The 26,091-nt window shown below is 62.4% G+C and carries 28 protein-coding genes; 15 read left to right on the top strand and 13 right to left on the bottom strand.

The window, feature by feature from the left end; genetic code table 11:
- Positions 1 to 138 precede the first annotated feature (138 nt).
- Entirely contained in the window at positions 139 to 1,425 is a 1,287-nt protein-coding gene (locus tag QN084_RS12240; protein ID WP_062095146.1) for a DDE-type integrase/transposase/recombinase, read from the bottom strand.
- A gap of 175 nt (positions 1,426 to 1,600) precedes the next feature.
- Entirely contained in the window at positions 1,601 to 2,224 is a 624-nt protein-coding gene (locus QN084_RS12235) for an alpha/beta hydrolase (protein WP_031216152.1), read from the bottom strand.
- A gap of 26 nt (positions 2,225 to 2,250) precedes the next feature.
- Here QN084_RS12235 and QN084_RS12230 point away from each other — a divergent pair, with 26 nt between their 5' ends.
- Both QN084_RS12230 and QN084_RS12225 read left to right on the top strand, forming a co-directional pair.
- Positions 2,251 to 2,673 carry a helix-turn-helix transcriptional regulator gene (locus tag QN084_RS12230; RefSeq protein WP_021471229.1) on the top strand — a complete coding sequence of 141 codons (423 nt, stop codon included), beginning with the start codon at positions 2,251 to 2,253 and terminating at the stop codon, positions 2,671 to 2,673.
- A 48-nt stretch (positions 2,674 to 2,721) separates the two neighbouring features.
- The gene (locus QN084_RS12225) at positions 2,722 to 3,123 is read left to right on the top strand and encodes a VOC family protein (RefSeq protein WP_021471230.1); all 402 of its coding nucleotides are present in this window, start codon (positions 2,722 to 2,724) and stop codon (positions 3,121 to 3,123) included.
- Between the two features lie 39 nt (positions 3,124 to 3,162).
- Here the strand turns inward: QN084_RS12225 and QN084_RS12220 are convergent, their stop codons facing one another.
- The 3 genes from QN084_RS12220 to QN084_RS12210 form a co-directional block, all read right to left on the bottom strand.
- Positions 3,163 to 4,278, bottom strand: a complete 1,116-nt coding sequence (locus QN084_RS12220) for a glutamate--cysteine ligase 2 (protein ID WP_069696048.1) — start codon at positions 4,276 to 4,278, stop codon at positions 3,163 to 3,165.
- Between the two features lie 39 nt (positions 4,279 to 4,317).
- Positions 4,318 to 4,773 (bottom strand): hypothetical protein, encoded by a 456-nt coding sequence (locus QN084_RS12215; RefSeq protein ID WP_021471232.1) that lies wholly within the window; start codon positions 4,771 to 4,773, stop codon positions 4,318 to 4,320.
- 276 nt (positions 4,774 to 5,049) lie between these two features.
- Positions 5,050 to 5,850, bottom strand: a complete 801-nt coding sequence (locus QN084_RS12210; RefSeq protein WP_083261975.1) for a GAF and ANTAR domain-containing protein — start codon at positions 5,848 to 5,850, stop codon at positions 5,050 to 5,052.
- 164 nt (positions 5,851 to 6,014) lie between these two features.
- Between QN084_RS12210 and QN084_RS12205 the strand changes: the two genes are divergently transcribed.
- The 6 genes from QN084_RS12205 to QN084_RS12180 all read left to right on the top strand — a co-directional run bounded on the left by QN084_RS12205 (position 6,015) and on the right by QN084_RS12180 (position 11,291).
- A complete protein-coding gene (locus tag QN084_RS12205) occupies positions 6,015 to 6,443 on the top strand; it encodes a hypothetical protein (RefSeq protein WP_069696047.1) in 429 nt (142 codons plus the stop codon).
- 23 nt (positions 6,444 to 6,466) lie between these two features.
- Positions 6,467 to 6,676: a hypothetical protein gene (locus tag QN084_RS12200; RefSeq protein WP_069696046.1), complete on the top strand. Its 210-nt coding sequence runs from the start codon at positions 6,467 to 6,469 to the stop codon at positions 6,674 to 6,676.
- Positions 6,677 to 7,185: 509 nt separating this feature from the next.
- Entirely contained in the window at positions 7,186 to 7,974 is a 789-nt protein-coding gene (locus QN084_RS12195) for a DeoR/GlpR family DNA-binding transcription regulator (protein WP_069696045.1), read from the top strand.
- Positions 7,971 to 8,957, top strand: coding sequence for a 1-phosphofructokinase family hexose kinase (locus QN084_RS12190; protein WP_069696044.1), 987 nt, complete (start codon positions 7,971 to 7,973; stop codon positions 8,955 to 8,957). The genes QN084_RS12195 and QN084_RS12190 overlap by 4 nt, the downstream gene beginning before the upstream one ends.
- 2 nt (positions 8,958 to 8,959) lie before the next feature.
- On the top strand, positions 8,960 to 10,987 hold the full coding sequence (locus QN084_RS12185; RefSeq protein WP_021471237.1) for a PTS fructose transporter subunit IIABC: 2,028 nt from the start codon (positions 8,960 to 8,962) through the stop codon (positions 10,985 to 10,987).
- A 28-nt stretch (positions 10,988 to 11,015) separates the two neighbouring features.
- Positions 11,016 to 11,291 (top strand): HPr family phosphocarrier protein, encoded by a 276-nt coding sequence (locus tag QN084_RS12180; RefSeq protein ID WP_021471238.1) that lies wholly within the window; start codon positions 11,016 to 11,018, stop codon positions 11,289 to 11,291.
- A 79-nt stretch (positions 11,292 to 11,370) separates the two neighbouring features.
- Here the strand turns inward: QN084_RS12180 and QN084_RS12175 are convergent, their stop codons facing one another.
- Positions 11,371 to 12,327 (bottom strand): DNA topoisomerase IB, encoded by a 957-nt coding sequence (locus QN084_RS12175; RefSeq protein ID WP_069696043.1) that lies wholly within the window; start codon positions 12,325 to 12,327, stop codon positions 11,371 to 11,373.
- Between the two features lie 44 nt (positions 12,328 to 12,371).
- Positions 12,372 to 12,851, bottom strand: a complete 480-nt coding sequence (locus tag QN084_RS12170) for a Dps family protein (RefSeq protein WP_021471240.1) — start codon at positions 12,849 to 12,851, stop codon at positions 12,372 to 12,374.
- A 313-nt stretch (positions 12,852 to 13,164) separates the two neighbouring features.
- Between QN084_RS12170 and QN084_RS12165 the strand changes: the two genes are divergently transcribed.
- The 4 genes from QN084_RS12165 (at position 13,165) to QN084_RS12150 (ending at position 15,026) form a co-directional block, all read left to right on the top strand.
- The gene (locus QN084_RS12165) at positions 13,165 to 13,335 is read left to right on the top strand and encodes a cytochrome c-type biogenesis protein (RefSeq protein ID WP_164888678.1); all 171 of its coding nucleotides are present in this window, start codon (positions 13,165 to 13,167) and stop codon (positions 13,333 to 13,335) included.
- 141 nt (positions 13,336 to 13,476) lie between these two features.
- Positions 13,477 to 13,992: a DUF6328 family protein gene (locus tag QN084_RS12160; RefSeq protein WP_021471242.1), complete on the top strand. Its 516-nt coding sequence runs from the start codon at positions 13,477 to 13,479 to the stop codon at positions 13,990 to 13,992.
- Positions 13,993 to 13,995: 3 nt separating this feature from the next.
- Entirely contained in the window at positions 13,996 to 14,706 is a 711-nt protein-coding gene (locus QN084_RS12155; protein WP_021471243.1) for a DUF6766 family protein, read from the top strand.
- Between the two features lie 53 nt (positions 14,707 to 14,759).
- Positions 14,760 to 15,026 (top strand): DUF7218 family protein, encoded by a 267-nt coding sequence (locus tag QN084_RS12150; protein WP_021471244.1) that lies wholly within the window; start codon positions 14,760 to 14,762, stop codon positions 15,024 to 15,026.
- A 97-nt stretch (positions 15,027 to 15,123) separates the two neighbouring features.
- Here the strand turns inward: QN084_RS12150 and ku are convergent, their stop codons facing one another.
- On the bottom strand, positions 15,124 to 16,008 hold the full coding sequence (gene ku / locus QN084_RS12145; RefSeq protein ID WP_062094697.1) for a non-homologous end joining protein Ku: 885 nt from the start codon (positions 16,006 to 16,008) through the stop codon (positions 15,124 to 15,126).
- A gap of 38 nt (positions 16,009 to 16,046) precedes the next feature.
- On the opposite strand from ku, the gene QN084_RS12140 reads away from it, so the two are divergent.
- Positions 16,047 to 18,566 carry an ATP-dependent DNA ligase gene (locus tag QN084_RS12140; protein WP_069696042.1) on the top strand — a complete coding sequence of 840 codons (2,520 nt, stop codon included), beginning with the start codon at positions 16,047 to 16,049 and terminating at the stop codon, positions 18,564 to 18,566.
- Positions 18,567 to 18,637: 71 nt separating this feature from the next.
- On the opposite strand, the gene QN084_RS12135 is transcribed toward QN084_RS12140, so the two are convergent.
- Positions 18,638 to 18,898, bottom strand: a complete 261-nt coding sequence (locus tag QN084_RS12135) for a hypothetical protein (RefSeq protein ID WP_021471247.1) — start codon at positions 18,896 to 18,898, stop codon at positions 18,638 to 18,640.
- A gap of 45 nt (positions 18,899 to 18,943) precedes the next feature.
- Entirely contained in the window at positions 18,944 to 19,141 is a 198-nt protein-coding gene (locus QN084_RS12130; protein ID WP_069696041.1) for a hypothetical protein, read from the bottom strand.
- A gap of 269 nt (positions 19,142 to 19,410) precedes the next feature.
- On the opposite strand from QN084_RS12130, the gene QN084_RS12125 reads away from it, so the two are divergent.
- Both QN084_RS12125 and QN084_RS12120 read left to right on the top strand, forming a co-directional pair.
- Positions 19,411 to 20,181, top strand: coding sequence for a putative protein N(5)-glutamine methyltransferase (locus tag QN084_RS12125; protein ID WP_021471249.1), 771 nt, complete (start codon positions 19,411 to 19,413; stop codon positions 20,179 to 20,181).
- 275 nt (positions 20,182 to 20,456) lie between these two features.
- Positions 20,457 to 22,079 (top strand): MFS transporter, encoded by a 1,623-nt coding sequence (locus QN084_RS12120; RefSeq protein ID WP_182264026.1) that lies wholly within the window; start codon positions 20,457 to 20,459, stop codon positions 22,077 to 22,079.
- Between the two features lie 116 nt (positions 22,080 to 22,195).
- Here QN084_RS12120 and QN084_RS12115 read toward each other — a convergent pair whose 3' ends face one another.
- From QN084_RS12115 to QN084_RS12105, 3 genes are read right to left on the bottom strand one after another with little or no spacing between them, the layout of a single operon-like run.
- The gene (locus QN084_RS12115; protein ID WP_062094690.1) at positions 22,196 to 23,350 is read right to left on the bottom strand and encodes a fumarylacetoacetate hydrolase family protein; all 1,155 of its coding nucleotides are present in this window, start codon (positions 23,348 to 23,350) and stop codon (positions 22,196 to 22,198) included.
- A 7-nt stretch (positions 23,351 to 23,357) separates the two neighbouring features.
- Complete coding sequence (locus tag QN084_RS12110) at positions 23,358 to 24,848, bottom strand: aldehyde dehydrogenase (NADP(+)) (RefSeq protein WP_021471252.1); 1,491 nt, start codon at positions 24,846 to 24,848, stop codon at positions 23,358 to 23,360.
- 51 nt (positions 24,849 to 24,899) lie between these two features.
- Complete coding sequence (locus QN084_RS12105; protein WP_062094688.1) at positions 24,900 to 26,087, bottom strand: mandelate racemase/muconate lactonizing enzyme family protein; 1,188 nt, start codon at positions 26,085 to 26,087, stop codon at positions 24,900 to 24,902.
- Positions 26,088 to 26,091: the final 4 nt, after the last annotated feature.

Here is a 26,091-nt window from a genome sequence, read left to right as displayed (position 1 = left end):
GATTCAAGGTCGCTGGTGACGTCCAATCCCCCACCTCCTCACCCAACTAGGTCGCATTCGTGCGCGTTTTGAGCGTCTGTCATGTCTCATGACCTTGTAGACACTTCATGTCTCATGACTTCGTGGACGGTTGTTGTCTCACGACTGTGTGGACACTTCGTCTTGGGACTTTGTTTGTCGGCCTCTGCGGGGCGGGTACTTTGTTCGTTTCTTGCGGGTGCCTTGTGGGTCTGCGACGACTCCTGAGGGTTTTCCGTTGCCGACGTAGGTGGTTCCGTGCGGAGGTCTGGGGTGAGTGATGATCTCGGTGCCTTGTGCTCCGAAGAACATGATGGTGGTGTCGTCGTAGATGATGTGCACGGTGGTGCCGGTGTGTTCTTTGCCCATTTTGAAGTGGGTTCCTAGGATCGTCACGGACCCGTTCCGGTTCACTGTTCGGTGCGCGCTTTGCCTGTCCGTTGCGGGCGTGACTTGCTCAGGAACGGTTGGCGGGGGCGTTTTCGGGGTGGCGTTCCAGGCCTCATAGGGCGTCGTTCCCGCGGGTAGGCCTTGATGTTCGCGTTCGTTGTTGTAGTAGAGATCGAAAGCGTCGACCTGCAGTTGCAGGGCAGCCATTGAAGGGGCCGGGAGTTGCCTGTGCAGGTATCGGTGCAGGGTTTGGTGGAAGCGTTCGTTCTTGCCTTGGGTGGTGGGTTTGTAGGGTTTGCCCGTTATCGGTTCGATGCCTTTGGCTTTGAGGAACTCCACGAGGGCCCCGGTGCGGCCGCGGCGGGTGGGATTCAGTGCCGAGCCGTTGTCGGAAAGGAACTTCTGCGGTGCTCCGTGGCGTTCGATGGCCTGGGTAACGACGGCGATTGCGGCGGCGCTGGTTTCGCCGGGTGCGACCAGGGAAGCCAGCGCCAAACGCGAATGATCATCGATGAGTTGGAAGATGGCTACCTTCTTGCCGCTGGCGAGCTGCCATTCGGTCGAGTCGATTTGCCAGCACGCGTTGGGTTGCGGATAGACGAACCTTTTGTAGGCGCTTCGAGGCTTCTTCCGCGGTTCGGGCATCACGACACCGGCCCGGGAAAAGATCCTGGCCACGGTGGCACGCGAGGGCGGTGTGAAGCCTTGTCGTGAGAGCTTCGCGATGACAGAAAGCGGACCGTGGTCCTGCCCGCTCTCCTGCAGTTCCGCCCGGGTACCGAGCAGCAACTCGATCATCGCCTGTGGGGTCAGGGCCGGCATGGTTCTTGGAATCGTGGGCTTTTTCTCCAATGCCTTCACCGGCCCCACCTCGGCAGCCGCCGCCCGGACCCGGTAGAACCAGGCCCGGGAGACATTGTGCTTCCTGCAGAACGCAGTAACCGCGCCTCTGGGCGAATCCTCGGACCACGTTGCCACAGCATGCCGGATCTTGATGTCCGGTTGGGGTTTGCTCATGCATAGCAGCAAACCCGCAAGCTAAGTGTCCACGATGTCCTGAGACAGAGTGTCCACGATGTCCTGAGACAGAGTGTCTACGAAGTCATGAGACAGAACTGTCTATTAAGTCATGAGACTCCACACGCGTTTTGAGCGTCCCAAACGCGCACAAATGCGACCTAGTTGGGCCGGTTTAGCGGGGGCCGAGGACGTAATACCGCAGGAAGGCGCCCACATCCACCAATTCAGCGGGCTCGATCCTGTGCCCCATCCCGGGATACGTCCGGGCCGTAAGGGCGGTGTTGGCGTTGAGCCAGCCGTCGGTATGTTCGATCGCTTCGTCATTGATCACGGGGTCGGCCTTGTCCCTGCCCCAGAAGAAGGGCGGCGGGGCGTCGAAGGACTCGCTGAGGGCCAGGAGGTCGTTGTCCAGCACGAAACCGGACAGCCCAACCGTGGCCACGAATTGCTCCGGCTTCAGGCGCAGGAGCGTGCTGGCCATGGCCATGCCTTGGGAATACCCCAGGAGGCTGACGCTGCTGTGGTTGTTCCGGACGGTGTTGATCCAGTCGAACACCCTGTTGGTGGAGGAGATAACGTCCGCGAAGTCATTGGTAAGGAAGTAGTCCAGCAGGAACCATCCGTAGTGGTCGCCAATGACTTTGGGTCCGCGCAAGGCAACGCAGGTGAACTCTTGCGGCAGGTGCGGGAAGAGTGCCGCCATCCGTTCCTCGCTGGTGCCGTAACCGTGCAGCATCACCAACAACGGCGTACCCGCGCGCTCGTTTTCCGGCTTCGACCAAACCACTGAATCCATGGGCATGAGCCTAGTAGACTGACCGCATGACTCCGCAGGAACTGGCCAACCTGGCCCACTTGCGGCGGGCCCGCGACTTCATCGATCGCGAGTACGCGCGGCCGTTGGACGTTCCCACCATGGCAGCCGGCGCCCTCATGTCGCCGGCCCACTTCTCGCGCCAGTTCAAGGCCGCCTATGGTGAATCGCCGTACAACTACCTCATGACCCGGCGCATTGAGCGGGCCATGGCGCTCCTCCGCGCCGGTGCCACCGTCACCGACGCCTGCATGGAGGTGGGCTGTACGTCCCTTGGTTCCTTCAGCTCGCGTTTCACGGAAATCGTGGGAATGCCGCCCAGCGAGTACCGCGCGCTGGAACACGAGGCCGTGAAAGCCATGCCAAACTGCATCGCAAAGCAGCACACACGCCCGGCCAGGAACCCGCCTGCAGCAGCCCTCAAAAGCTGAGCAGGATCGAAGAAGCACGGCGTTCACCGCTGCAATAGCGTGGGCCTCATGAACATTTCCCTGAAGTACGCACATGTAACTGTCACTGATATCGACGAGTCCCTGGCGTTCTACCGTGACGCGCTGGGCCTGCAGGTCAGGAACGACGTCGGCTCCGACGGGCAGCGCTGGGTGACCCTTGGCAGCGACGCGCAGCCCGACTTGGAACTGGTCCTCTCGCCCCCGCATGCCGGCCGCTCCCAGGCCGACGGCGATGCCATCCAGGAACTCCTCACCAAGGGCGTCATGCCCATGCTGGTCTTCACCACCGATGACCTCGATGGCACGTTCGAGAAGCTCCGCGCATCCGGCGCGGAAGTCCTGCAGGAGCCCATCGACCAGCCGTGGGGTCCCCGCGACTGCGCGTTCCGCGACCCCTCGGGGAACCTGATCCGCTTTAACCAGGGCTAGGGATCCGCTTCCGCCGGGGCATCCGGTGGAGGCCGTCGGTCACCCGGTGAGGAGGCCGGCGTCGGGCACTCCGTACCGGTGCGTGGAATCAATCGCTTCCGTGACGACGTCGGCCAGCCGCAGCCCGCGGGCGTAGGCCTTTCGCTGTAGCCGCTCGCCCGTTCCGCGCCGGAGTATCGCCGACACTCCGGCGCGCGCGGGTTCGAGGTCGCCCGCGTCCGCGAGCGCCTCGTGGACGTGCGCCAGCAGCGCTTCGAGCACTTCGGCTGCCGGGTACGGACGCAGTTCCGCAGGATGCAGCAAATGGTTTTCAACCCCAAAGCGGCTGGAGCGCCAGTTGGCCATGCGCAGCACGCTGGTGAGAACGCCCGACGGCGGAACCCCCTCGCGCCATTGCCTCGCCGACGTCTCTACCAAGGCCCGCGCAAGGACAGCAATGGTCAGGGCATCCTCGGCGTAAAGGCACACGTCGGCGATCCGCAGCTCGACAGTCGGGTGTCCGCGCGAAAGCCGCGCGTCGAAGTAGATCATGCCCTCATCCAGAGGCACGCCCGTCTTGAGCAGCTCCTCCAGCACGGACCTGTAACCATGCTCGGAACCGAAGACGTCCATGGGGCCGGCAGTTGGCCACCTGTTCCAGATCTGGGTCCGGTAGCTGGCAAACCCAGTATCGACGCCCATCCAGAACGGGGAGTTGGCGCTGAGGGCGAGCAGCACGGGCAACCAGTGCCGCATGCGGTCAAGGACAGCTACGCCTTCTTCGGGGTTTTCGATGGCAACATGCACGTGGAAGCCGCAGGTGAGCTGCTCCCTGGAGACCAGCCCGAACTCCGTTCCCATGGTGGCGTACCGCTGGTTTCCCAGGGTGGGCGTCGCATGGAATACCGGCGGCGTTGCCAGCGCCGCAACGCGGGCGCCCAGGGTCCGGGCGGCAGAATCCGCGAGCGCCCGGCCAAGGTGGATCTCCTCGCGCAACTGAACGGCCGAGGTACAGGGGCGGGAGTTCACCTCAATCTGCTCCTGTTTGAACTCCGATTTGAGCGAGGGCCCGTCATCCGGTCCTGTGGTCTCGAGGATCCCGTTGGCAAGGGCCAGCGGAATCCCGTCCACAGGATCGGCAATGAGCAACTCTTCCTCTACGCCGAACGTACGCATGGCCACCCCTCCCCACCGGATACGTCTATAGAGCCGGCCTCATCCGACGTGCGGAACCTCCGTTTGGAAGCCGCAGCGGCAGTGCAGCACCTGGGTTTGCAGGTACACCTCCAACAAGCTTGGCCCGCCCGGATCGTCAGTGTTCCGGGGCGCCTCGATGAATTGTTCGGCCGGGCGGCCCAAGGTCATGGGCTCACCGCAATGGGTGCAGCTGTACCAGAGACCTGTTGCGGTGGAAGAGAGGAATTCCGCCTGAATGTGGGGCGCGAGCTCCGCCAAACGGACAGCGTGGGCGTAGAACGTATCGCATTCGCTGCAGGTGTAGCTGACTTCAACAATTTCGGACTGGTTCGGCGCGGCTTCAACCACGGTTTCAACAAAGATGTAGGAATCGGTATCGCAGACGGTGCACCAGGGACGGGATCCGGTGTCTCCGATCGCGGGTGTCGCCCCGGTAAAGCGTTTCGGGGCGGGAAGCGGGGAACCAAGCGTCATTGCCATTCTCCTTTATTGCAAGCACCACCGGGGCCGGTGGTTTCCGACAACCGTCCCTTGCGGGACGCACTGAACAGCGTCGGGTGAAGCGATTGCTCCTGTAGGAGCTGCATGTGAAATGGCGGCGAATGCTAACGAAGGATTGCGCCGCACTGCGGACCATCATCGCGGATGGTCCAAGTCATGAGGCTCCAGGGGCTGGTGGCTTAACCCACCTATGAATTTAGTTCAACAGTGCGCGGCCTCACAAGGGATGGCGTCCGGAGTCCCCAGGTGCTAAGGCTCAAAGTGCGACACAGGGGCGGCACCAGCTACCGATTTGATGAGCGACTCGGCGATGTCGCGCAGCTTCTGATTCCGCCCGTTCGACGCCTTCTTGAGAATCTCGAAGGCCTCTTCCTGGCTGCAACGGTTTTGACCCATGATGATTCCGCACGCGAGGTCGATCGCCGTTCTCGAAGACATCGCCTCGCGGAGGTCCTCCGCATGCTGCTGCCTGGTCCCGATTCGAACGGCCAGACGCAAAGCCTTTTCGGCCTGGCTGCCGTAAAGATCACAGCCCCGGATGATGGAGTCCGTGAAGATCCGGGCCTTGGGAGCGAAGAAGTTCAGGGCAGCCGTAGCACCCTCGTCCAGTTCAAGCGGAACGCAAAGGGCTGAGAGGTGACCTCGTTGGGCGATGACCGAGCAGTAATCTGCCCAGCGTTCTTCTGTTGAAGTGTCGTGGACAAGCACGGTCTTGCGCTCCCGCATGGCGTGCAGGCAGGGACCGTCACCGTATGCCTGCTGGACCTCGTCGATGAGGCGCGCCTCAGGGCTGCTTCCGGCGACGGTCAGGGCTTTGCGGCGTCGGCTCAGGGTCACCCCGCACAGAACTTCGACGCCAACCTCAGCCGAAACCGCCCCGGAGGAAAAGACCGCGAGTTCATTGAGGAACCCGTTCACGTCTTCGCTGTCGATCACCAGGTCCTGCAAGTGTTCGGCGACGGGGACGCCCGCTTCGCCACCTAGGAAGCCGGCTTCATCCGGAGCCGCAACATTGTTGGAAGACACCGCTCCATGCTGCATTTCATCCATGCTCCCATAGTAGGAGTGTCCGGTTCCGTGAGGTTAGGTGTTGGCAAAATCCTTGCATCTGCTGTGCGCCTATGTGCACAATCTAGCTACAGTCCGCGTTGACGGACCCGGCTTCACAGCTCATGCAGACGGGCGCCCAGCATCACTGTGCAAAGGTGCGTCCCATGCCCGCCCAGCCGGCTTCGAGAGTTCCCGACGAAGCGCATCAGCCCCCTGACGAGCCCCTGTGGTGTTCCCGGTGCGATTCCGACCAGTTCCTGCGGGTCAACTCGATCCAGTCGCACTACCCGCCCGCGCCCAACATGGTGAATGTCAGCTACGAATGCGCTGCATGCCGCTACATCTACTCTCAGCTGGCCAGTGTCCAAAAGGTAGCCATCATCGTCAACCGCCCGGGCTCACCTCAGGGCATGTTGAAGTTCGGCGGCCAGTACCTCCACTGCGGGGAGCCCATGAAAACGCGCAGTTGCGAGCTTCGACGCATCGAGGCGACCTTGGCCCTGGGAAAGGGCCAGCCCCAGTCTTACGAGGTCCACCTCAACACACGCATCCTTGGGTGCAAATGTGGCTTCCGGATGGAGATTCCGGACTAAACCGGTCAAAAGGGAAGAGTGACATGCAAACAGAGAAGCGCAGGACAGAGCCACGGGTTGCCAGCTCCGAACCCCGGTCAGGGCTCAAGCACAAGCTGCCGGATCCGCCCGATCCGGACAACCTCCCCATCGACTATCTTGGAGCCGGCTGGGATTCCAGCAGCTTCCCCTCAGCGACACCCCGGACACTGCGGCCGCAGCACTATGTCCGTGGCCGGAGCACCAAGCCATGAGTGAAGCGCACGGAGAGGGTACTGCTGCGCGGAGTCCCGGACCGGAAGACCAACCCGCGCCAACGCGGGAGCCAAGTCCCACTCCTGAGCCCGTTCCCCTCCCCGAGCCCGGCCCTCCGCCGGTTCCTGAGCCGACGCCGGAACGGGAACCCGGGGATTCGCCGCCGGAGTAGCCAAAGAAACGAGGTCACAACCGGCCGGGTTTGCCCGGTCGGCTGAGATGACCATTCAGAACAACCCATGGACCGGATCCTGGTAAATCCCCCAGTCAGGATCCCAAAGAGGGCATGTCGCACTACAGGGAGTGCGACATGCCCTTGCTGCGTTCCCACACATTCCCACCTGTTCCCACCTGCTCCCACCTACAGATCTGTGTTTATGTGGCTTTACCCTTGACGAACCCACATAAACAAAGATAGAGTCAAGCAATTCCACATTAGTTGTGACAGTCATCACGGCAGTGGAACCAACGAATCAACCGACTCGAAGCTTTACGCAATGGAGGGTAAGTGTTCGCCGAAGAGCGCCAGCAACTGATCTCCGCACTCGTTACAGAGCGTGGACGGGTGAGCGTCACTGAGCTGGCGGACCGATTCAGCATCACCACCGAAACCGTCCGGCGCGACCTGGCGGCACTGGAAGTTTCAGGCAACCTCAGGCGCGTCCACGGCGGGGCAGTCCCGTCCGACAAGTTGAGCACGCGCGAAGAAAGCATTCAGGAACGCGCCATCAAGCGCAAGGCGGAAAAGCTGCGCATTGCCGCTGCGGCGTTGGCCATGATCCCGGACTTTTCCTCGGGCAGCGTCCTTTTGGATGCAGGGTCCACCACGGAAACCCTGGCGGACCTGCTGGCCCAGCAGCCCGCGGCGAACGGTTCGGACGAGCTTGTAGTCATTACGAACGCCATGCCCATCGCCGGCAAACTCTCCACCGTCGCCGGAATCTCCCTGCAGGTTCTTGGCGGTCGGGTCCGCGGCCTGACGCAGGCCGCCGTCGGGCAGTCCACCGTGGAGGCCGCCCTCCGCCTCCGCCCTGACATTGCCTTCATCGGCACCAACGGCCTCCACGCCGGGTTCGGTCTCAGCACCCCCGACCCGGAGGAGGCCGCCGTCAAGGCCGCCTTCGTGACCTCGGCCCGCCGCGTGGTAGCCCTCGCCGACTCTTCCAAGCTGGACACGGAGACCCTGGTCCAGTTCGCCACCCTGAAGGATGTGGACACGTTGATAACTGACAACGAACCCCCTGCCGATCTTGCAGCTGCCTTGGCAGAAGCCGGCGTTGACGTGGTGGTCGCATGATCGTCACTTTTACGGCGAATCCGAGCCTGGACCGCACCGTGGAACTTCCCGCGGCGCTTGCCCGGGGCGAGGTACAGCGCGCCCTCCACGTCCACCAGGAATCCGGCGGCAAAGGCGTGAACGTTTCCCGCGCCCTGGTGGCATCGGGACTCGAAACCGTGGCCGTTCTTCCCGGCGCCGATGCGGATCCCGTCCTTGCCGGACTTCACGACGCAAAAGTTCCGTTTGCGGCCTTGCCCATCGGCCAGGCGCTGCGCAGCAACGTCACGCTCACCGAGCCGGACGGCGTCACCACAAAGATCAACGAGCCCGGCCCGGAGTTGAGCGACGAACAACAGGAGGCCCTGATCGGGTTGCTGCTGGACCGCTCCCGTGGCGCCAGCTGGGTGGTCCTCGCGGGTTCGCTCCCACCAGGAGTGCCGGCTGATTACTACGCCACAATTGCACGGCGGCTTCGCTCCCGCGCCGATGGCACGGAAGCTCCCGGCATCGCCATCGACTCCTCAGGAGCGCCGCTGGCGGCTGCCGTGAAAGCCGACGCTGCAGGAAAGCCGGACCTCCTCAAGCCCAACGCCGAGGAACTTGCGGAACTCGCAGCCGCAGCAGGCTTCGCAAGTGTCTCCACGGCTGAGGAACTCGAAGCGGACCCGGCCAAGGCGGCACAAGCAGCCGCCGCCGTCGTCGAAAGCGGTGTGGGCGCTGTCCTCGCAACGCTTGGGTCCAAGGGCGCCGTCCTTGTGACCGCAGAAGGTGCGTGGCTGGCCACACACCCGCCCATCCAAGCAGTCAGCACAGTAGGTGCCGGCGATTCGTCCCTTGCCGGCTACCTGCTGGCTGCAACCCAAGGCCGTTCCCCGCAGGACTGCCTTCGTCAAGCCGTGGCACATGGTGCCGCTGCCGCATCGCTGCCGGGCTCCACTGTCCCGGCAGTCCACCAGACAACCCCAGACGCCGTAACCATCACGGCCCTCCAGAAGGACTAACAGTGACCCAGCTGATCACACCCCAATTGGTCACCCTCGACCAGAACCTGGGCGACTCCCCCGCCGACGTCATCCGCGTCCTGGCCGGCAAGGTTGCCGCCTCCGGCCGGGCTTCCGAAGTGGAGGGCCTCTTTGCCGACGCCTTTGCCCGCGAGCAGAAGACTGCCACCGGCGTACCCGGCGGGATTGCCATCCCGCATTGCCGTTCGGCCGCTGTCACCGAGCCCGCCCTGGCCATGGCACGCCTGGCCCACAAAGTGGACTTCGGCGCCAAGGACGGCCCTGCGGACTTGATCTTCTTCATCGCAGCCCCGGACGGCGCGGACCAGGAGCACCTGAAGCTTCTCTCCAAGCTCGCCCGTTCCCTCATCAAGAAGGACTTCACGGCCGCACTGCGTGCTGCCTCCTCTGAGCAGGAGATCGTTGAGCTCGTTGACGGCGCCCTTGCTGACAAGCCGGCCGCGCACGCTGCTCCGGCACCTGCTGCAGCGGCCGCACCTGCCGCCGCTGAAAGCACGACGGCGGCTACCGGACCCAAGCGCCTCGTGGCCGTCACCGCCTGCCCCACCGGAATTGCGCACACGTACATGGCAGCCGACTCGCTGGTTGCCGCCGCACAGGAGGCCGGCGTAGACCTGCAGGTGGAGACCCAGGGTTCCTCCGGCGCCAAACCGCTGGACCCGGCGGTGATTGCCGCGGCAGACGCGGTGATCTTCGCCGTCGACGTCGACGTTCGCGGCAAGGAGCGCTTCGCCGGCAAGCCGGTCATCAACGCGCCAGTCAAGCGTGGCATCGACGAGCCCGCCAAGATGGTGCAGGAAGCCCTCGCGGCCGCCGACGATCCGCACGCACGCCGCGTCCCCCACTTCGGTGCGGAGGAGCAGGCCGAGCGCGAAGCCGAAGAAAAGGGTGAGCACATCGGGCAGAAGCTCAAGCGTGCCCTCTTGACCGGTGTCTCCTACATGATCCCGTTCGTCGCAGGCGGCGGCCTTTTGATCGCCCTTGGGTTCCTGCTGGGCGGCTACGACATCACGGCCGTGGCGGACAAGGTGGTGCTGGAGAACAACCTCGGCAACCTGCCCGAAGGCGGCCTGGCCATCTACCTCGGCGCAGTGGCATTCAAGATCGGTGCCCTTTCCATTGGCTTCCTGGTGCCGGCGCTGGCCGGTTACATTGCCTACGGCATCGCCGACCGTCCCGGCATCGCACCCGGCTTCACGGCCGGTGCCGTGGCCGGATTCATGGGCGCAGGGTTCCTCGGCGGCTTGGTGGGCGGCCTCCTGGCGGGCGTCGTGGCGCACTGGATCGGCACGTGGCAGGTGCCCCGCTGGCTCCGTGGGCTCATGCCTGTGGTCATCATTCCGTTGCTCGGATCGATCGTCGCTTCCGGCCTGATGTTCCTTGTGCTGGGCGGCCCCATCAAGAACCTGACGGACGGCTTGAACGCATGGCTTTCCGGCATGACCGGCGCGTCGGCAGTGGTCCTTGGCATCATCCTCGGCCTCATGATGTGCTTCGATCTTGGCGGCCCCGTCAACAAGGTGGCCTACTCCTTCGCAGTTGCCGGACTGGGTGCGGGCGCAGTTGCCAACCAGGCTCCGTGGCAGATCATGGCAACCGTGATGGCTGCCGGCATGGTTCCGCCGCTGGCAATGGCACTCGCCACCCTGATCGACAAGAAGCGTTTCAGCCTCGCCGAGCGTGAGAACGGCAAGGCGGCGTGGCTGCTGGGTGCCTCGTTCATCTCCGAAGGCGCCATCCCCTTCGCGGCCGCCGACCCGCTCCGCGTCATCCCCGCCAGCATGGTGGGCGGCGCACTGACCGGCGCCCTGTGCATGGCAACCGGAGTGACGTCCCAGGCTCCGCACGGCGGAATCTTCGTCTTCTTCGCCATCGGAAACCTGCCGATGTTCGTCATCTCGATTCTGGCAGGCACCGTGGTTTCGGCCCTCATCGTGGTGGCCCTCAAGCGCTGGGCCGTTCGCAAGCCAGCCGCGGCCGAGGCCGAAGCAGTTCCCGCAACCGTCTAAACGTCCCCAAACCACCAAGGAGTAAGAAATGACCGAACGTACCGCCACCATTGCCAGCCGTGTGGGCCTCCACGCCCGCCCTGCGGCCATCTTCGCCGAGGCTGCCGGCGAGCTCGACCTTGAGGTGACCATCGCCCGCCAGGGAGAGCCTGCCGACGAAGCCATGGACGCTGCCAGCATCCTTTCGCTCATGAGCCTTGGTGCCGAGCACGGTGACGTGGTGGTTCTTCGCGCAGAGGGCGAGGGTGCAGATGCTGCCTTGGAGAACCTCGTGAAGATCCTCGAAACGGACCACGACGCCTAAGCACACCTCCTGACCAGGAAGCCTGGCCGTACCCGGAAGGGTGCTGCCAGGCTTCTTTCTTGTCTACAGCGGCAGTCAGTCAGGTTTGCTTTGCGATGAGGAACTCGGCAATGGAGGGCTCGGTGGGCTTCACGTCCATGAGTTCGCCGGACAGATATGCCTCCACGATCCGCGGGTCCACGTACGACGTACGAGCCACGGTGGGCGTGTTGCCCAGCAACTCGGCCGCCTCCTTCATGGCCCTCACCAATGCCTGCGGACGGGTCATGGTGCCTTCCGTTTTCAAGAGGCATAGCGCCGCTGCTGCGGTCCCCTTCCACGTGCGGAAGTCCTTGGAACTGTAGGCCTCCCCCGCGATGCTGCGGAGGTACTCGTTGACCATGGAGCCATCCAAGGGAATCCACGAGCCGTTGGCCTTGTAAGCCAACAGCCGCTCCTTGCCCGGCCTGCGTGAGAGTGGCTCAAGGAAAGCGGCCAACGCCGGATCATTGATGGAGGTGTCCCACCATTGGCCGCTCTTGCCGGGAAACTTCAGGCCGACGGCGTTTTCCTTGACGCGCGCGTGGCGGCACCGCAGGGTTGTCAGTCCGTAGGACCCGTTCTGCTTCATGTAGCTTTCAGATCCGATCCTCAATGCTCCAAGGTCCATGAGCCGGACAGCGGCCGCCAGGGTTTGCTGCCTGGGATCGGAAGTGTCTTTCAAGTGCAACGTCACGGCGCGGCGGATGGACGGGAAAGCAGAGCCCAGTTCGGCTGCGCGTTGGAACTTCTCGTTGTCCTTACGCTCCCGCCACCGGGGGTGGTAGATGTACTGGCTCCGCCCGGCCGCGTCCACCCCGGTGGCCTGGATATGGGCGTTTTCGTACGGGCTGATCCAGACGTCGGTCCATGCAGGAGGGATCGCCAGCGCATTGATGCGCTGGCGATCCTCTTTGTCCAGCAATGTCCCGTCGGGATGCCGGTAGCTGAACCCTTTACCGGAGCGGCGCCGCACGATGCCCGGCTTGGAAAGATCACTCCGCCGTAGCCTGACCATGGTTGCTCCGCCTGTCCGGTTGGGCCGCGTTGATGCTTTGTCGTTTATGCTTCGTCCGGGTCCGTCACGCTGGCGTTGGCGCCCATGATTTCGGCGTTGATCATCCAGACCAGCTGCTCAAGGCGGGCGATGAACTCGTGGAGGAGGTCCGCCGTCGTGGGGTCTTCCTCATCCACTTCGTCGTGTACGTCGCGCATGGTCTGGACTGCCCGTTCCACGCGTTCGGTAACCAGTTTGACGGCGTCCTTGGTGTTGACCAGGCCGCCGGGGAATTCCTCCAGGCGGGTGCCCTTGGCGATTGTGGAGCTACGGCCGTCCGGCAGGGCGTGCAGGGCACGCATGCGCTCGGCGGTGTCGTCGGCGAACTGGCGGGTGGCGAGGACCAACTCGTCCAGCTGGAGGTGCAGGTCCCTGAAGTTGGGCCCCACGATGTTCCAGTGGGCCTGCTTGCCCTGGAGCTGGAGTTCGATGAGGTCTGTCAGGACGACCTGAAGGTTGTCTGCGAGCTGCTGTGACGCTTTCATGTGTTCCTCTCTTTGACGGCCATTGAACGACAAACCGACACCGCCAACCGCTCTGCGGAAAATCGGTCAATCATCAGGTGACGACTTCCATAAGACTTTCATAAGGATGCTTAGTAGTACAATGGAGAGTGTCGCTGTTCACAACTGGCGAACTTCGCACCAGCGAGGATCGGTTTTCGACGGCGGCACTGGCACCTTGGGAGCTGGAGGGGTTTTCAGGTACCGGCATAACTCAATCGAAGTAACAGGAAATGCATAGTCAGGAACCCGGTAAATTTCATTCCGGGTTCACGCAGAAAGGAATGTGCTGACCATGAACACGCTTCTGATCATTGCTGGTGTTGTGGCAATTGTTTTTCTTCTGGTGGGCGGTTTCTCCTCAGCCCTCAACTGGCTCCTCTGGGTGGGCATCGTCCTCCTGGTAGTCGCAGCCATCGGGTGGCTTCTCAGCTTCATGTCCGGACGCAGGGGCCACACCGTTTAGGCGTACGCCACCATCAATCCACGCCGGCGCAGGATGCCGGAAAGCCTTGAACATCCGTCTACCGCGAGGGCTGTTCCAGCAGCAGCGCAGCTGACTGCAGGGGCAGTCCTCCGGCGCACTATACCCGCTGGAGGTGCCTGAATGGCAGAGTCCGATCCGGTCGCCCGCACCGGGAGGAATGAATCCACAGAGGAGCGGATGGACCGCAACTGGATGGAACTGATCCAGGAACTGCGCGTCCTGCAGACAGGCGTGCAGATCCTGGGCGGCTTCCTCCTGACGCTGCCGTTCCAGGAGCGCTTCGAGGAACTCGACGAGTGGCAGGTCACTCTCTATCTCTGCAACGTCCTCGTTGCTGCACTGACCACCATCCTCATAGTGATGCCCGTCAGTGTGCATCGGCGTCTCTTCCGCAGGGGCCTGAAGGCCGCCCTCGTGTCCAATGCGGATCTGGTGACCAAACTTGCCCTGGGCGGCGTGGCCCTGCTGATCGTGGGCTCGGCCGCGCTGGTTTTCGATGTGACAATAGGGCGCACCGCAGGCCTGGTCACCGGCGGGACCATTATTTTGATTGTCCTGGTCATCGTTGTGGGAATGCCTTTCTGGATTCTTCGACGCGCCGTGCACAACAACAACGGGAACTCCCCTCAGGAGTGAGTCATGCTCAAACCGACCAAGCACTCCGAACCGTCAACCGACGCCCGTCCCAATCGGAATTGGCTGAAGGACCACGGCCTGCTGCTTGCCAACGCGGGCCTGTTCGTCGCATTCCTGGGCGGCATGATCATCTCCGGGGCGAAGACTTACAGCGAAGAGCAGCAAACCCACGGAGGATCCCCGGTAGGCATCCTTGAATACATCACCACCGGCGACTTCGTTGAGGCCGTCTTTGAAAACTGGGAGTCCGAGTTCCTGCAGATGGCCATGTACGTGGTCCTCACGGTCTTCCTGTTCCAACGGGGTTCCTCGGAATCAAAGCCCGTGGACAAGGCTGCTCCCCAGGATGAAGATCCCAGGGACGCTGGAAAGTCAGCCAAAACCCCGTGGCCTGTGCGCCGGGGTGGCTGGGTACTGAAGATCTATGAGCACTCCCTGTCGGCGCTTCTTGGCATCCTGTTCCTGGCTTCCTTCACGCTGCATGCCATCGGCGGCACGTCCGCCTATAACGAAGAACAACTCAGCCATGGCCAAGCCACTGTATCCGTCTGGGAGTACCTCGGCTCCAGCCAGTTCTGGTTCGAGTCATTCCAGAACTGGCAAAGCGAATTCCTGGCCGTGGCCGTACTGGTGGGAGCTTCCGCCTACCTCCGCGAACGTGGCTCTCCCGAATCCAAACCCGTTGCCGAACCGCACTACGAAACGGGTGCCTGACAAACGCAGTCGCCTGACAAACGCAGTCGCCTGACAAAGAAAGGATCAGCATCATGCCGGAAAAGAAGAATCCAAGCCTGAAGGATCCGGAGCTTTACGAAGAACTCCGCGATGACGGGGCTTCCAAGGAAAAGGCCGCGCGGATTTCCAATGCCGCTGCCGCCAAGGGACGGAAGGAAGTGGGACGCAAGGGCGGGAAGTCCGGCGACTACGACGATTGGACCGTGGACAAACTCAAGTCCCGCGCCAAGGAACTCGGATTGAAAGGGTATTCGGACAAGAAGAAGTCCGAACTCATTTCAATGCTCCGGAATCACTGACCCCAACCCATGTAAGTAGCAGTAGATGCCGTTTTGGGCGTTCAAAACGGCATCAGCTGCGACCTGGTTGGGGGAGGCCGGGGATAACAACGTCGGATCACGCCTTTTTCTTGGCCCGCGCCTTTGGCTTACTGGCAGTTGTGGTCGATTTGCTGGTTTTGCTTGCGGCAGCCTCGTCGTCGGACGCTTTTTCCTTGCCGCGCTTTTTGTCCAGGCTCCGCTTCAGCGCTTCCATCAGGTCGATGACGTCGCCGCCCTCGGCTTCGCCTTCCGTGGCACCGAAGGTGGCCTCCGTATCCAACGCCTCGCCCTTTTCAAGCTTGGCCTCAATCAACGTTCGGAGCTGGACCTGGTAGTCGTCGGTGTATTCGTCGGGGTCGAAATCGTGCGCCATGGATTCAACAAGCGCGGAAGACATCTCCAATTCCTTGTCCGAAATCTTGATATCGGTTTCAAGGGAGGGGAACTTGGCTTCCCTGACCTCATCTCCCCACAGCAGCGCCTGCAGCAACAGGACGTCGCCACGCACACGCAGTGCTCCCAACCGCGTCTTCTGGCGGAGGGCGTACTGGACAATGGCGATCCTGTCCGTATCTTCCAGCGTTTGCCGCAGGAGCATGTAGGCCTTGGGGGACTTGGAATCCGGTTCGAGGAAATAGCTTCGCTCATACATGATCGGGTCCAACTGTTCGGCAGGGATAAACTCCACTACCTCGATTTCCCGGCTATTCTCTTCAGGCAGGGATTTCAGTTCCCCTGCCGTAAGGACTACCGTTCGCCCTTCTTCTTCGTAGGCTTTATCAATGTCCTCATAAGCCACAACTTCACCGCAAATTTCGCATTTGCGCTGGTAACGAATCCGTCCGCCGTCCTTGTTGTGCACTTGGTGAAGGCTTATGTCATGGTCCTCCGTGGCACTGTAGAGCTTGACTGGTACGTTGACCAGACCGAACGCGATAGATCCCTTCCAGATGGCCCTCATGAACCCAGTCAACAGCACAAGGCAACGGAGGAGAAGAGGTGGCAGGAAAGCAGAAGGAGCGTGTCGTCGTTGAGGGTCATGAGCTGACCCTCACGAACCTGGGCAAAATCATCTACCCGGAGACCGGCACCACCAAGGCCGAAGTGCTGGCCTACTACGCCGCGGTTGCCCCCTACCTGATCCCCGCGGCGGCCAACCGGCCCGTGACGCGCAAGCGCTGGGTGAACGGCGTTGGAACGGCAGAAAACCCGGGCGAGGTCTTCTTCCAAAAGAACCTGGAAGACTCGGCGCCCAGGTGGATTCCGCGGGTCACCATCCACCATTCGGACCACGCCAATGTCTACCCCATGGTCAACAGCCTCGCCACGCTGACGTGGATGGCGCAGATCGCGTCATTGGAAATCCACGTACCGCAGTGGCAGGTGGACCCTGCCGGCAACCCGTTGCGCCCCGACCGCTTTGTCCTCGACCTCGATCCCGGGCCGGGCGCAGGCCTGCCCGAATGCGTTGAAGTTGCCCGGCTGGCCCGGTCCATCCTCCAGGACATGGGCATGGAGCCGGTGCCGGTCACCAGTGGCAGCAAGGGCATCCACCTCTACACGGGCTTGGAGGGCACGCTGAAGTCCGATCAGGTCTCCGCCTTCGCTCACGAACTTGCCCGGGCCTTGGAAGCGGACCACCCGGCGTTGGTTGTGAGTGACATGAAGAAGTCCCTCCGCAACGGAAAAGTCTTGGTTGACTGGAGCCAGAACAGCGGCAACAAGACCACGATTGTCCCGTACTCGCTGCGCGGCAAGGCGCATCCCACCGTCGCCGCTCCGAGGACCTGGGCGGAGCTCGAAGACCCGGACCTGGACCACCTCGACTACACCGAAGTGATGGAACGGGTCAGCACTGGCGAGGACTTCTTCGCGCCGATTTCCGGCCGGCACCTCCCGCCGCACGGTGAAAACGACGACGTCGGAAGGCCGGGTTCCGCGTCATCGGATGCGAACCCGGGTGGTCGGGAGAAGCTGACGGTGGAGGGCCGCCTGTCCAAGTACGTAGGAATGCGTGATCCGGGCAAGACCCCGGAACCTTTCCCGTCGTCGTCCGGTCCTTCCGCAGGCGACGCGTCCCGGAGGTCGTCCGAACAGCCCAAGCCCGGAGACCCTGCCCCGCCCGGCGGTATCTTCGTCATCCAGGAACACCACGCCCGGCGATACCACCTGGACCTGCGCCTGGAGCGGGACGGAGTACTGGCCTCATGGGCGCTGCCGCGCGGCGTCCCGGAAACGCCGGACCGGAACAACCTTGCCGTGCATACCGAAGACCACCCCATGGAGTACGCCGATTTTGCGGGTGTCATCCCCAAAGGCGAGTACGGTGCAGGGACCATGACCATCTGGGACCGCGGCGAATACACGTGCGAAAAATGGCGCGAAGGCAAGGAAGTGATCGCCACCCTCACGGGGGAACCAGGCGGTGGCTTGGGCGGAACAAAGCGGCTCGCCCTCATCAACACCGGCGACCGTTGGCTCATCCACCTCATGAAGGAACAGCCCGGAGGCCGCAGGGCGCCCAAAGCGGCACCAGAACCACCCAAACCCGGACCGATGCAGGACTATGCGCCGATGCTGGCGACGTCGGGCACCACCGATGATCTGCACGGAGGTGACTGGCTCTACGAACTCAAATGGGATGGCATCCGCGCCATCATCACCGGAACCGAAGGCAAAATCCGGCTGATGAGCCGCAACGGCAACGACCTCACGGCCACCTACCCTGAGCTGACGGACCGGTCCTGTTGGCCCGACGGCGACTTCGTGGCGGACGGCGAAATAGTTGCCCTCGGGAAGGGTTCGCGGCCCGACTTCGGCTTGCTCCAGCAGCGCATGAACCTCGTCAAAGCCGGGGACATTGAGCGGGCCCGGGCTTCGGTTCCCGTGCAACTGATGCTTTTCGACCTTTTGTACGACGACGGCGCGGACCTCACCGGGCTGCCCTTCCGCGGTCGGAGGGAGCGGCTCGCAGCCTTTGCCGAACGCCTGACTGGCGGTTGCCCGCTTCATTTGTCCGAGGTACTGGACCATGATGTGGACGACCTCCTGCATGTGGCGTCCGATCTCAAACTGGAAGGCGTGATGGCCAAGAAGGCCGGGAGCCGCTACTCCCCCGGGCGGCGCAGCCGGGCGTGGATCAAGCTGAAGCTCGAACAGAGCCAGGAGGTAGTGGTTGGCGGCTGGCGTCCGGGCGCCGGAGCCCGGAGCGGAACGTTCGGCTCGCTCCTCCTGGGGGTCCCCCGTGACGGGAAGCTGCATTACGTGGGACGCGTGGGCACCGGCTTCAAGGACTGGCAGCTGAAGGAGATCATGGGCAAGCTCGAGTCCCGTGCTGCGGAGGAATCGCCCTTCCTGGATATTCCGCGCGAGGATGCCGCGGGCGCACGGTGGGTGGATCCGGAGCTGGTGGCTGAGGTGACTTTCGGGGAGTGGACCGGCCCGGGCCGTTTGCGGCACCCGGTGTGGCGGGGTTGGCGGCCGGACAAGTCTCCTGAGGACGTGAACCAGCCCAACTGACTGGCAATAGGGGTTGTTCTGAGCGCTCAGAGCAACCACAAATGCCAGTCAGTTGGGCTGGAAAGTGGTGATTAGGAGGAGTGCGGCATCTGCGGTCGGCTGGTCCGGTGGATCGCTGTCACAGCTGCGCCTTGTCCCATCCGGCCGTGGGCCTGGTTGCGGTCCTTGGGATGACGTTTCTTGCCGTTTCCGTCCGGCCACTGCCTCGTTTGTCCGGTGCCGAGGGTTGCCGCGATGGCGGTCGGCTCAGGCATGGGGGCCATGTCCATGGACTCCACCAAATGGCTTGCTACCTCGGGGTTGATGCTGCCGGATTCTTGATTGGCGGTCATGGTTCTTCCTTTCTCCAATGAAACGAAGGGACTTCAATTTTAGGCCTACCAGCGGACCTTTTTCATGGTCTTGGCCGGCTTTCCGATGGCGTGCGTTGGCTTGTGGCCCTTGCCGGTGCTTTTCCAGCCATCGGGGGTGCCGCCGCCGGATTTGCTGGCGAGCATGGCCCTCTGGGCGTCGGTCAGTTTGGACTTGATGCCGCCCGAGGCGGCTTGGTTGTTGTCGGGGGTGTTGGCAGTCATTAGTGAACTCCTCAAAGGTTTTTACAAGCCTGGAGAGGCGCACGAACCACAGCGTCACGGTGCGATCATGATGCAAGAGAGGCGACAACGGGAACGGCATGGAGGCAGGGCCTCAACAGGCGTGGATTTTTGTCGGGTGAAACTCGGCGGCGCACAAAGGCACAGGCCGGTTTACTCAAAAATCAGTGTTCCCATGCGTCACACCTTAGCTACCTTGCCCGGTGTTTGTGAACCCCTCCGGGCACCGTGATTTTGTTAGCATGACCCCAATGTCTCCGGATCCCGCCGTCGTCCAAGCGCTTCGTGCCGCCGGCTGCGTCTTCGCTGAAGAGGAAGCCGGGCTGCTCATGGAAGCCGCCCGGAGCGATGAAGACTTCGCGTCGATGGTGCAGCAGCGCATCAGCGGGATACCCCTTGAACACATCCTGGGGTGGGCCGAATTCTGCGGACGCCGCATGGTGGTGGAGACGGGCGTTTTCGTGCCGCGGCGTCGCACGGAGTTCCTGGTGCGTCAGGCGGCCTTGGTCGCCGAGCCGGGCGCCGTCGTCGTCGATCTTTGCTGCGGTTCGGGCGCTATTGGCGCTGCCTTGGGCGACCTGCTGGGCAGTTGCCAGCTGTACGGCGCGGACATCGACCCCCTGGCTGCCGCATGCGCCGCCCGGAACATCGGCCCGCGTGGCGGCCAGGTATTCCAGGGTGACCTGTTCGAGCCACTGCCCCCGGAACTTCGGGGCCGCGTGGACGTCCTGATGGTCAACGCCCCTTATGTTCCCACAGGCTCGATCGCCATGATGCCGTCTGAGGCCCGCCTTCACGAACCGATGGTAGCGCTCGACGGCGGAGGTGACGGTTTGGACGTCCAGCGTCGCGTCGTGAGGGACTCTCCGGAGTGGTTGTCGCCCGGTGGAGCACTGCTGATTGAGACCTCGGACGTACAGGCGTCGGCGACCGCCGCGTTGATGGTCGGCGTGGGGCTCCGGGCGAGCGTCCTTTTCGATGGGGATCTTGGGGCAACGGTGGTCCTCGGACGGTGGCCCTAAGGGTGCAATAGGTTAGCTTTCGCGGTGAAAAAGCTGCCGTTTGATGTACTTCACTAAACAATTTGATAACGGCATGCGGCCGGCACCTACTTCCCTGTTATGACGGGGCAAAACCGGGCAAAGAGAAGTAAGTTTGCTTAGCAATACGTACCCCGAAGTGGCCCCAAAACCCGATCCCAACTCGGATTGGTGGGCAAAACCGCGTAAAATTGAACACCTGCCCAGAGCGGGGCAGCAGAAGTCGCAAGCAAATGACCTCCCTAGGAGAAGCCCAAATGCCCATAGACCAAAGCAACACCGTCTCTCCGGACGGCGCAAGGAACGCCACCGGAAACAAGGTAGCGGCAGGCCACGAACCGGCCGCTGCGAAAGTTGGTAAAAGCACCAAAATGCCGAAGCTTCGGACGAAGCGCCGGTTGAAGGAATCCGACGTGAACGTCGTGAACCAGCCGATGCTGAAGAAAGCACTCGGCGGCACTATCGTCGGCAACACTATGGAATGGTACGACGTAGGTGTCTTCGGCTACCTGATCACCACCATGGGACCCGTTTTCCTCCCGGAAGCTGATCCGTCCGTCCAGACCCTCTTCCTTCTGGGTACGTTCGCCGCCACCTTCATCGCCCGCCCGCTCGGCGGTGTGGTCTTCGGTTGGCTCGGCGACAAAATCGGCCGCCAGAAGGTACTCGCAGCAACACTGATGCTGATGGCGGCAAGTACGTTCGCCGTCGGACTCCTGCCCGGCTATGCGCAGATCGGTATCTGGGCAGCCGCGCTCCTGGTGATCCTCAAGCTCGTCCAGGGCTTCTCGACCGGCGGTGAATACGCCGGGGCAACCACGTTCGTGAGCGAATACGCACCGGACAAGCGCCGCGGCTTCTTCGCGAGCTTCCTGGACATGGGCAGCTACATCGGCTTCGCGCTCGGTGCCGCCCTGGTGTCAGTCCTGCAGCTCACGCTGGGACAGGCAGCCATGGAGGAATGGGGCTGGAGGATTCCGTTCCTGGTAGCCGGCCCCCTGGGCATCATCGCCGTGTACTTCCGGACGAAGATCGAGGAATCCCCGCAGTTCCAGGCAACCCTGGACGCCCAGGAAGCCCTCGCAAAGGACGCTGCTTCGCATGACGTGCACGTGGCCAAGGGCCCGATCGGCATCATCAAGGCCTACTGGCGCCAGATCCTGCTGGCCATGATTCTTGCCGCAGCAGCCAACACCGTTGGCTACGCACTGACCTCGTACATGCCCACATACCTGACGGACTCCAAGGGCTACGACCCCGTCCACGGCACCTTGCTGACCATCCCGGTCCTGGTGATCATGGCCCTCTGCATTCCGCTGACCGGCAAGCTTTCCGACCGCATCGGTCGCCGCCCCGTGCTGTGGATCGGCGCAGGCAGCACGGTCGTCTTCTCCATTCCTGCCTTCATGCTCATTGGCATCGGAGACGTATGGTCAACGCTGTTCGGCCTCGCCCTGATCGCCTTCCCCGTGACGTTCTACGTATCCAACCTGGCCTCGGCTCTGCCGGCCCTGTTCCCCACGTCCAGCCGTTACGGCGGAATGGGCATTGCCTACAACTTCTCGGTAGCGATCTTCGGCGGCACCACCCCGTTCATCGTGCAGGGCCTGATCGAAGGTACCGGTGACGACATGATGCCGGCGTACTACCTGATGGCAACGTCCATTGTTGGCGGGATCGCGATCTTCTTCCTGCGTGAATCCGCGAAGCGTCCGCTTCCGGGCTCCATGCCCAGCGTGGATACCGAGGCCGAAGCCCGTGAACTCGTGGAAACCCAGGACAGCAACCCGCTCATCAACCTGAACGAGATGCCGTTCGATGGCCAGCCCGTCAGCGATGTGGCCTTTGGCCGGGACAAGAAGGACCTGACACCTGCTTAGGACTTACTTGCCTGCGACTTCTGCGCGCGTACCCGATAGTTCGCGGTAACCGAACCGCCCACCGTAGCCACCAACCACAAGGCGCTCTCCTTGAGGTTGGTGGCTACGGCTGTTAACTAAACCTTTTTCACTCCAGCCAGATAGCTAAACAAAGCCCCGATCCCAAAAGTCCACGGCTCCATGTCTTCCGTGGCATGGACCTGGTTCACCAGCGTTCCAAGCTGCGCACTGCTAATGGTTACAACATCAGCGTTCTTATGGGTGAAGCCGAGCCCTTCCGCGTCGCGGTCCTGTGTGGGGGCGAAAAGCGTTCCGGTAAAAAGGGCAAAACCGTCCGGGTATTGGTGGTGCCGGCCGTGCGCAGCAGTTACGAGTTCCTCGAAGGGACGGCTGATCCGGCTAAGGCTGTTCCGGCCCTCAAGACGGTAACCGTCCACCCCTTCCACAGTCAGGGCTATCTCTTCGGTGCGAAGGGACTCCAACGTGAATCCGCCATGGAACAGCCGGATGAACGGGCCAACCGCGCACGAGGCATTGTTGTCCTTGGCCATTCCCAACAGGAGGGCACTTCGCCCTTCCACGTCCCGGAGATTCACATCATTGCCGAGCGCAGCGCCCTTGACCCTGCCTGCGGAATCGACCATGAGGACGAGTTCCGGTTCGGGATTGTTCCACGAAGAAAACGCGGGAATACCAACGCCGGAACCGTAACCCACGGCTGACAACACAGGAGCTTTAGTAAATACCTCCGGATCCGGGCCAAGCCCCACCTCCAAGTACTGGGACCACATGCCTTGGGCGGCCAGGATTTTCTTGGCCTCCAGGGCCTGTTTGGATCCGGGACGGACAGAAGCCAAACCGCCGTCGAGGGCTTTGTTGACGCTCTTCCTTACTTCCGCAGCACGGTTGAAGTCACCTTCGCACCGTTCCTCGATGACACGTTCCACCATGCTCTCCACGAAGGTCACGCCGCAGGCTTTAATCACCTGCAGGTCCAAGGGCGCCAGAAGGAAAGGGAGGTTGCGGTCCCCTGTCGCGGAGTTTTGGACCACCTCTTCCAGTGCCCATGGAAGAACATTCGAGCCACTGCTGAGAACCAGGTCCGCGGGATCGTCGTTTTCCAGGAGTTCCGAGACAGTGCCGAACATCGGGGTCAGGTCCACAAGTTCCTCACCCCGGACCGCCACTACCCGCGGGCCTTGGCTATTCGGATCCCAGATTCGCCCAACCAGCACGGAGTCCGCGCCGTCCGATGGCAGGATGTCCGGCATGTTTGACTTATTCACTGACTTTTCCTTCCGGGATTGGTGAATCCCAAGCTCCATCCACCCGGCGCCGGATCCGCCACGGATTGTCATCACGCAACGGTGCCGGCAGTTGGGACGGCGGGAAGGAATCGTAGGCCACAGCCCGCATGAACCGAGCGATCGCCGCCGTTCCCACGGACGTGGTGGTTGCCGTGGTGGCCGGGTAGGGTCCGCCATGGTGCTGTGCATAGCTCACCGTCACACCTGTGGGCCAGGCGTTCCACAGCAACCGGCCGCAGCGTTCCCGCAGAGTGGACAGCAGATCCGAGACGTCTTCGTGGGGTTCGGCATGAACGGTGCCGGTCAGTTGCCCCACCATTAATCCTGCCAGGGAGACCAGGTCATCACCTGGGTGATACTCCACTACTACCGCAGCCGGTCCGAACATCTCCTGTTCAAGGATTCCGGGATGTTTGCGGACGTGATCAGCCGTGGTCTTCAGGATAGTAGGGTGGGGCGCCTCGGAATCGTCCCCTGCCAACAGCACGTCTACGCCGGGTGCGGCCCGCACGGTTTCCACGGCCCGATCGAAGCCTTCCCGCAGTCTGGGGCTAAGGAGCGGGCGGCGCGGCTTGCCTGCGACTTCCCGATTGAGAATGTCAGAGACGTCATCACCGTTGCCGGTTAAGGCGGAGGAGTACCCCGGGACAAAGAGAAGCCCAGGTTTGGTGCAGAATTGGCCCATCCCCATAGTGAACGACGACGCGAAACCGGCCAGGATCTCATCGCGGCGCAACTTCCAAGCAGCTTCAGTGACGAACACAGGGTTGATGCTGCCCAGTTCTCCGTAGAAAGGGATGGGTGTGGAACGTCGTGCCGCCCGGTCGAACAGCGCCCTTCCTCCGGCGGTGGAACCAGTGAAGCCAATAGCCTTTACCAACGGGTGGTCCACCAGGCATTCAGCTGCCGCCCGTCCGATGATGGTGGAGAAAAGCCCCTGCGGAGCACCCACCGATTCCAACGCTTCCTCCACGATCGCACCTGTGCGCAGGGCAAGCTGCAGGTGGCCTTCGTGGATCTTATGCACCACTGCACACCCGGCGGCGAGCGCAGATGCACTGTCTCCACCCATGACGCTGAACGCGAAGGGGAAGTTGGAGGCCCCGAATACGCCTACGACGCCCAGAGGCACGGAGACGCGACGGATATCCGGCCGCGGACCCATCCCCCACGTCGGATCGGCGTGGTCGATGGTTGCGTCCAGGTGTTCTCCCCGGACGACCTCCTCCGCGAACAACCGTAGTTGGAAGACGGACCTCTTGAGCTCGAAGGAAAGCCTTCCCTCGTCCAAGTGGGTTTCTTCTTGTCCCAGGGCCACCAGCTCATCTGCATTCGCTTCCAATGCAGCGGCGATGCCCCTTAACCATGCGGCACGCGTGCCCGGGTCGATGTCCCTTGCTTGTTCGTAGGCCGCGTGGGCGGCGGTGGTCCTGGTGTTTGTTTCCTCGACTGTGGTGAACATTGTCCCTCCTTCCACGATTTCTTTTTGGGCTTGCATGTAATCGCTTGCCACCTAGCCCACCGGGGTGGTTTCGAGGTTGAAGAAAGACCTCGCGTCCGGAGGACGGATGTCCGCAACCGCATCGGTGAAAATGCGCATGGGGTGTGGTGTGTAAGGGTGTTCCGCGATGGCGTCGAAGTCGAGTTCGATGCCCAGACCAGGTCCTTCCGGGATGAGGACGTCGCCGTCCTCAGTCAGCGTCAGCCGTTCACTGGAAATTTCGCTTCGCCACGGCACGTCAGTGGCCATGATTTCCAAGTAGCGGAAGTTCGGCACCATGGCGCCGAGCTGCAACGTGGCGGCCGTGCTGAGAGGTCCGCTGGGGTTGTGCGGGGCGAAGGGAATGTACTGGGAGGCAGCAAGCGTGGCGATGAATTGCAGTTCCATCAGTCCACCGGCATGCGTGACGTCCGGCTGTACGTAGTCAACGGCGTGCCGGCCCAATGCCGGCACGAACGTGCTCCGTCCGATCCAACGTTCCCCCGCAGCGATGGGCACGGGAGACTTGGAACGGATCTCCACGAGGGAATCGATCCCGTCAGGCGGGCACGGTTCTTCGAAGAACACGGGGTTGAATTGTTCGAGTTCGCGGGCCACCCTGATAGCGGTCGGAACGTCGAACCTGCCGTGCCCCTCGATGAACAGTTCGACGTCGTCTCCCACCGCCGCCCGTACGGCGGCCACTGGTTCCAGCATCCGTTTCAGGTCCCGGGGTTCGAGGGTGAGATCTGCTGCTTCAAACGGATCCCATTTGAGGCCCCGGAACCCTTGTCCGATGGTCTGCACGGCGGCCTCGGCAAAGTCTTCCGGGGTGCGGGCTCCGGAAAACCACCCGTTGGCATAGGCCCGTACCCTATCGCGGACCTGGCCGCCGAGCATGCGATGAACCGGCACCCCGAGTGCACGGGCAGAGACATCCCACATTGCCATTTCCAATGCGCTCAAGGCGGTCATGGAAACGGGCCCGCCCCGCCAGTAGGCATCTCTGTTGAGCTGGTAGATCGTTTCCGTGATGCGGGTTGGATCTTTGCCTCGAACCGCATCCGCGAGGACAGCCACGGCACCCACCACGGCGTGCTCCTGTCCTTCAAGGGTCGCCTCGGCTACTCCAGTAATTCCTTCGTCGGTGCTGAGCCTGACGAAAATAAGGTTTGTCCGATAAAAATCGACAACTACGGTATCGAGGTTGGTTATTTTCATAAGT

This window comes from Paenarthrobacter sp. R1, from assembly GCF_030264015.1.
GTDB lineage: Bacteria > Actinomycetota > Actinomycetes > Actinomycetales > Micrococcaceae > Arthrobacter > Arthrobacter ureafaciens.
The sequence above is the reverse complement of the archived record's forward strand: the minus strand, read 5'-3'. Positions and strand labels throughout refer to the sequence as shown.

What these genes read in the sequence shown, in the direction of transcription:
- QN084_RS12160 (WP_021471242.1), top strand. Translation starts at nt 13,477, where the DNA reads ATGGCAGAGTCCGATCCGGTCGCCCGCACCGGGAGGAATGAATCCACA.
- QN084_RS12155 (WP_021471243.1), top strand. Translation starts at nt 13,996, where the DNA reads ATGCTCAAACCGACCAAGCACTCCGAACCGTCAACCGACGCCCGTCCC.
- QN084_RS12135 (WP_021471247.1), bottom strand. Translation starts at nt 18,898, where the DNA reads ATGACCGCCAATCAAGAATCCGGCAGCATCAACCCCGAGGTAGCAAGC.
- QN084_RS12240 (WP_062095146.1), bottom strand. Translation starts at nt 1,425, where the DNA reads ATGAGCAAACCCCAACCGGACATCAAGATCCGGCATGCTGTGGCAACG.
- QN084_RS12190 (WP_069696044.1), top strand. Translation starts at nt 7,971, where the DNA reads ATGATCGTCACTTTTACGGCGAATCCGAGCCTGGACCGCACCGTGGAA.
- QN084_RS12200 (WP_069696046.1), top strand. Translation starts at nt 6,467, where the DNA reads ATGCAAACAGAGAAGCGCAGGACAGAGCCACGGGTTGCCAGCTCCGAA.
- QN084_RS12115 (WP_062094690.1), bottom strand. Translation starts at nt 23,350, where the DNA reads ATGCCGGACATCCTGCCATCGGACGGCGCGGACTCCGTGCTGGTTGGG.
- QN084_RS12230 (WP_021471229.1), top strand. Translation starts at nt 2,251, where the DNA reads ATGACTCCGCAGGAACTGGCCAACCTGGCCCACTTGCGGCGGGCCCGC.
- QN084_RS12180 (WP_021471238.1), top strand. Translation starts at nt 11,016, where the DNA reads ATGACCGAACGTACCGCCACCATTGCCAGCCGTGTGGGCCTCCACGCC.
- ku (WP_062094697.1), bottom strand. Translation starts at nt 16,008, where the DNA reads ATGAGGGCCATCTGGAAGGGATCTATCGCGTTCGGTCTGGTCAACGTA.
- QN084_RS12165 (WP_164888678.1), top strand. Translation starts at nt 13,165, where the DNA reads ATGAACACGCTTCTGATCATTGCTGGTGTTGTGGCAATTGTTTTTCTT.
- QN084_RS12105 (WP_062094688.1), bottom strand. Translation starts at nt 26,087, where the DNA reads ATGAAAATAACCAACCTCGATACCGTAGTTGTCGATTTTTATCGGACA.
- QN084_RS12235 (WP_031216152.1), bottom strand. Translation starts at nt 2,224, where the DNA reads ATGGATTCAGTGGTTTGGTCGAAGCCGGAAAACGAGCGCGCGGGTACG.
- QN084_RS12175 (WP_069696043.1), bottom strand. Translation starts at nt 12,327, where the DNA reads ATGGTCAGGCTACGGCGGAGTGATCTTTCCAAGCCGGGCATCGTGCGG.
- QN084_RS12220 (WP_069696048.1), bottom strand. Translation starts at nt 4,278, where the DNA reads ATGCGTACGTTCGGCGTAGAGGAAGAGTTGCTCATTGCCGATCCTGTG.
- QN084_RS12170 (WP_021471240.1), bottom strand. Translation starts at nt 12,851, where the DNA reads ATGAAAGCGTCACAGCAGCTCGCAGACAACCTTCAGGTCGTCCTGACA.
- QN084_RS12110 (WP_021471252.1), bottom strand. Translation starts at nt 24,848, where the DNA reads ATGTTCACCACAGTCGAGGAAACAAACACCAGGACCACCGCCGCCCAC.
- QN084_RS12150 (WP_021471244.1), top strand. Translation starts at nt 14,760, where the DNA reads ATGCCGGAAAAGAAGAATCCAAGCCTGAAGGATCCGGAGCTTTACGAA.
- QN084_RS12210 (WP_083261975.1), bottom strand. Translation starts at nt 5,850, where the DNA reads ATGGATGAAATGCAGCATGGAGCGGTGTCTTCCAACAATGTTGCGGCT.
- QN084_RS12215 (WP_021471232.1), bottom strand. Translation starts at nt 4,773, where the DNA reads ATGACGCTTGGTTCCCCGCTTCCCGCCCCGAAACGCTTTACCGGGGCG.
- QN084_RS12205 (WP_069696047.1), top strand. Translation starts at nt 6,015, where the DNA reads ATGCCCGCCCAGCCGGCTTCGAGAGTTCCCGACGAAGCGCATCAGCCC.
- QN084_RS12130 (WP_069696041.1), bottom strand. Translation starts at nt 19,141, where the DNA reads ATGACTGCCAACACCCCCGACAACAACCAAGCCGCCTCGGGCGGCATC.
- QN084_RS12120 (WP_182264026.1), top strand. Translation starts at nt 20,457, where the DNA reads ATGCCCATAGACCAAAGCAACACCGTCTCTCCGGACGGCGCAAGGAAC.
- QN084_RS12225 (WP_021471230.1), top strand. Translation starts at nt 2,722, where the DNA reads ATGAACATTTCCCTGAAGTACGCACATGTAACTGTCACTGATATCGAC.
- QN084_RS12125 (WP_021471249.1), top strand. Translation starts at nt 19,411, where the DNA reads ATGTCTCCGGATCCCGCCGTCGTCCAAGCGCTTCGTGCCGCCGGCTGC.